General features: G+C 59.3%; 6 protein-coding genes. 3 read left to right on the top strand and 3 right to left on the bottom strand.

Annotation, left to right across the window (positions count from 1 at the left end; translation table 11 throughout):
• The 3 genes from AC1DWA_RS32775 to AC1DWA_RS32765 all read right to left on the bottom strand — a co-directional run.
• Positions 1-399, bottom strand: a 399-nt coding sequence (locus tag AC1DWA_RS32775) for a YhgE/Pip domain-containing protein (protein ID WP_477917573.1), incomplete at its 3' end; no start/stop codon positions are given.
• A gap of 3 nt (positions 400-402) precedes the next feature.
• On the bottom strand, positions 403-1140 hold the full coding sequence (locus AC1DWA_RS32770) for an ATP-binding cassette domain-containing protein (RefSeq protein WP_477845945.1): 738 nt from the start codon (positions 1138-1140) through the stop codon (positions 403-405).
• Between the two features lie 138 nt (positions 1141-1278).
• Complete coding sequence (locus AC1DWA_RS32765) at positions 1279-2559, bottom strand: metal-dependent hydrolase family protein (protein ID WP_477845946.1); 1281 nt, start codon at positions 2557-2559, stop codon at positions 1279-1281.
• Between the two features lie 169 nt (positions 2560-2728).
• On the opposite strand from AC1DWA_RS32765, the gene AC1DWA_RS32760 reads away from it, so the two are divergent.
• The 3 genes from AC1DWA_RS32760 to AC1DWA_RS32750 all read left to right on the top strand — a co-directional run.
• Complete coding sequence (locus AC1DWA_RS32760) at positions 2729-3370, top strand: hypothetical protein (RefSeq protein WP_477845947.1); 642 nt, start codon at positions 2729-2731, stop codon at positions 3368-3370.
• A gap of 127 nt (positions 3371-3497) precedes the next feature.
• Complete coding sequence (locus tag AC1DWA_RS32755; protein WP_358344411.1) at positions 3498-3734, top strand: LapA family protein; 237 nt, start codon at positions 3498-3500, stop codon at positions 3732-3734.
• 16 nt (positions 3735-3750) lie between these two features.
• The coding region (locus AC1DWA_RS32750) for a 3-hydroxyacyl-CoA dehydrogenase (RefSeq protein ID WP_477917571.1) at positions 3751-4203 on the top strand (453 nt) is incomplete at its 3' end.

Genomic DNA, 4203 nt, shown 5'->3' with positions numbered 1-4203 from the left:
GGTGAGATCGGCCTTCTCGGGGGTGTCGCCGTTGGGTGACTCGACAGCGTCGCTGAAGTTCTCCGGCAAGGTGATCGTGAAATAGTACTTGCCGCTCGAGAGTCCGGCTTGGGCTTCTWGATCCGAGACCTCCGCCAAATCAAGTTGTCCGGAGGCGATGAGCGACTTGACGACCTGATCGCCGGCATCGACTTGTTGGCCTGTTGACGTTCGCCCCGAATCGTTATTGACAATCGCTGCGGGGATCTTGTTCACCTCGCCGAACGGGTTCCAGAAAGCCCACAAGTACATGGCGCCGTAGAGCAACGGCAACAAGATGATGGTGACGATCGCGATTCGTGGCAGGGTGCCGCGGGAGTAGCGTTTGACATCACTGCCCAGAGATATACCTGCGAGCATCAGTTACTTTCCTTCGGTCATGACGCCGATATCGCCGGCCCCGAGCAGTCCGTGCATGTTCACTACTGCGTTGACGCCGGTATCTGGTGGGAGTGTGTTGACGTCTGCGGTGATCACCGACTGGTGCTCGCCGAGTGCGACAAGCCGTTGCAGCAAAACGGCTCTTTCGAAGTCGTCGGCGAGCTTGTCGACGCGTCCCACCACCAATAGCGGTGGGCGTTTGGTGTTCGCGACAGCGATCCGCAACAACATTTGCTGGATTTCCGGGAGGTCGTCGACGAAGGCGTTGAGCGGTGGTAAGTCGACGTCACCAAACGTTTTCGCACACATGTCTGCGACTTCTGTCTCGCTCACGCGGGGAACGAATTTGTACCACGGGGAATCCCATCGCAGTTGTTCGGTCACCATGTCACGCACGGTGACAGAGGGCCGGACTTCGTCGAGCTCGTTCAGACATGCGATCGCCGAGATGGCCAGTATCCGGCTCGGATTGTCGTAGCCGTGTACCGCTAATGTCCCTGCGGACAATCGCATTCGTCCGCACAGTGCCATCAGCAAGGCGGTTCGCGCCGCTCCGGCTTGGCCGGCTAGCACCGTCACACCACCGGCGTTGATGTCCAAATCGAGCGGACCGAACACGTGTCCCCAGGGCCCATGCACTTCGATGCCCCGGGCCGAGATCAAGGTCCCCTCAGCGGGTTCTGTCGGTGCTTCCCAATTCTCGAAACCAGTTTCAACCAACTGAGGCCTCCAGCCCTAAATGCTGCACGGCGGCACGATCCCTACGCCTTTGCGAGACAGTCCCGTTGCGGAATCCGACCGCAGCGGGATCGTCTCGCGTTGGTATCGCGCCTCGACGAGAGATGGCGACGAGATGTGTCACAGAATGTTTTTTACGACCTGCCCGTTCTTGACAATGACCGTCAGGCTCTTGTTCGGATCGGCGAGCAGGCTCAGGTCCTCGAGCGGATTGCCGTCGACGAGAAGTACATCCGCCCACGCGCCCTCGGCGATTACTCCGAATGGTGCCTGTCGGTAGGGGTCGCGTTCGCCTGCGAGCCGGAAAAGCTCGGCATTCCCGGAGGTGAGCATCCGAAGGGCGTCGACATTGCTGTAGTGATCGCCGAGTCGCGCCGCCATTTCGCTCTGCCGCGGCGCAAGCTGCGGCTCGAGCAAAAGATCCGTACCCCACGCTGTTTTGACACCGTGCTTGCGTGCCCAGCTGTACACATCATCTGTGCCGGTGCAGATTTCGCGATCTTTTTCCGCGCGGCCGGGATCCGGATAGTGGTGATCTCCCAGTGCGAAGGGCTGCATCGAAAGCCAGATGTCTTTCTCGGCCATCAGAGCGATCGTTGCCTCGTCGGCGAGATGACCGTGCTCGATGGATTTCACGCCGGCTTCGATGGCGCGGCGAATGCCGGTGACGTTGTAGACGTGTGTGGCGACGTAGGTGCCGTAGTCGGTGGCCGCGTGCACTGCCGCACGAAGTTCGGGATCGGTGAACTGAACCGTGTAGAGCGGGTCGTACATCGATGCAGCGCCGCCGCCGACCATCATCTTGATCTGGGATGCGCCCTTTTTGAGTTGTTCGCGAACCGCAGCGAGCACCCGCTCCGGACCGTCTGCGACGCGCATGAAACCGATCTGTTCGGCGCGAGACTGGTTGCCGCCCAAAGCGGTGGGGCATTCGTAGACGAAGCTGAAGTCGCCGTGTCCGCTGGTTTGGGAGATGGCGGCCTGGGAAGGGTAGATGCGTGGTCCCTCGAACAGTCCTCGATCGATGACCGATTTGATGCTGCTGGTGTCGCCGGCCATGTCCCGGACCGTGGTGAACCCGCGGTGCAGCATGTTCTTTGCTTCGGCGAGGCCGTTGAGTGCGATGTGCGCTTCACTGCCTGTCACCATGTCGAGGTAGGAGTTGGCGTTGCCGACCAGATGCACGTGGGCATCGCTCATGCCTGGCATCAAGATTCGGTTGCCGCCGTCGATGACGGTGGTCTCGCGACTTGGGTCATCACCAACTGGAGACTCTGACACTGCGGCAATCGTGGAGCCGTCGATCAGGACGTCCCCGGCAACAAGGGTCGAGGAGGTGCCGTCGAAAACACGGACATTGCGAAACAGCAAACGATTTCCAGCTGGAGGAGTGGCTGTCATAAATCGGACATTAGCACCCAAAGTGGAGTCATGCTTCGGTAAAGTAAAAAACAATCAGATGGTTTGAACTTGTTGCTGCGTACCCGCCGCGGGCGGATCGAAATCAGTGCCTGATGATCAAGGTCCCGATTGGAGGATTTTTGTACGGAAGCCAAGTACGCTGCAGCGCATGCTGATTCACCCGACCATTCGAATGCAGTCGTGGGGATTCGTGATCGGATCCGCACTCTTCGCGCTTGGGTCGGCACCCTTCCTGTCGGTCTTCTTCGGTGCCGCACTCGCCAACAGCTTCTTCTTCGCGGGCTCCTGGTTCTTTACCTGCGCGGCGTTCGTTCAGTTGGTGCTGGCCGGGCCAGCAACCACCACCGACTCTGGCCGCCCCGCGATCCGGGCGGTCTGGCTCTCTGCGGCTGTGCAGTTACTCGGGACGATCTTGTTCAACGTCAGCACCGGGGCTGCGCTGCACGCGCTGACGCTACGAGGCGAGATGCACTTGGTCTGGAATCCGAACGCGGAGGGCTCGATAGCCTTCCTCGTCTCGAGCGGACTGGCCGTCCTCATCCTGCTGAGGGAAGGAACCTACTGGGCGCCGCAATCGAAGGAATGGCAAAGCGTGTGGCTGAATACCTTGGGATCCATCGCATTCGGAGTCTCTGCGATCGGATCGTTCGTCTTGCGAGACGGGAACACATTGGATCCGAACATGGCTAACATCGGAACCTTTGTCGGTGCGGTGTTCTTCCTGCTGGCATCCGCAGTATTCCTCGGAAAAAGCAGCCGACCGGCGCATTCCATGGCAGAAGCAGTCTAGCGCGCCAGGCCTCGCGCTCAATATTGAGAAATTCGGTAAGACGGAGAGGATTGCCGCCTTATCCTCCGGCATCTCCTCGATCAAGAGCTTYGATCCGTATCACTCGACATGAAGTGGGGCGCTTTCCATGAGTTCGGAAACCCGGAGTACATCCGCACGATCGCTGCTCACCTCCCGTAATCTCCTCGCTTCCTTGTTGGTGGTGGTGGCGCTGATCTTCATCCTCCAGAACCGCGCCGCGACCACGATCCAACTGTTCTGGGTATCTGTGCAGTCCCCACTCTGGCTCACCCTCGTCGTGATCCTCTTCCTCGGCTGGATTGCTGGCTTGTTGACCACCCGGCGCACGAAAACCATCACCTGAACATCGAGGATGAACAATGATCGCAATCCTGAAGGTCACAGTCCTCTGTACAGGTGTTTGGGGATCGCAGATCGCATTCCAGAGAGCGGTCAAAGGGTTCGACCGCCCGGCCTCCGGTATCAGCGTGGTGGCGGTTGACGCTGCACGTGGACGGGGTACGGAGTTTTCCGAGGAGTACAAATGCGACGTTGCCGGGGCTACTGACAGTTCAGCCTCCGCCGCCGAAAGTGTCCTATTCACAGCAGTTTTCGGCGCCGATGTCGATCTTGTCTGGCATCACACTTCGCCAATCAGGTGTGGCGATTCAATTCTGTCGAAGTTTGGGGGAACCGCAGAGACCGATACGGCAGTCATCGCCGTTGTGGTCGATTTCGCCAGTGTCATCGGAATGGTTGTGATCAAGCTGCACAAGGAAAAGGGTGGGCGCATCCTGAACTCGTTGCTCGTGCCGTTCCCCAATGCGTCGGCC

The sequence above is a fragment of the Rhodococcus sp. P4_F3_2 genome (assembly GCF_056401335.1).
The sequence above is the reverse complement of the archived record's forward strand: the minus strand, read 5'-3'. Positions and strand labels throughout refer to the sequence as shown.

Bases quoted from the DNA above. Each gene is read 5' to 3' on its own strand.
- AC1DWA_RS32765 (WP_477845946.1), bottom strand. From the start codon at position 2,559: ATGACAGCCACTCCTCCAGCTGGAAATCGTTTGCTGTTTCGCAATGTC.
- AC1DWA_RS32760 (WP_477845947.1), top strand. From the start codon at position 2,729: ATGCTGATTCACCCGACCATTCGAATGCAGTCGTGGGGATTCGTGATC.
- AC1DWA_RS32755 (WP_358344411.1), top strand. From the start codon at position 3,498: ATGAGTTCGGAAACCCGGAGTACATCCGCACGATCGCTGCTCACCTCC.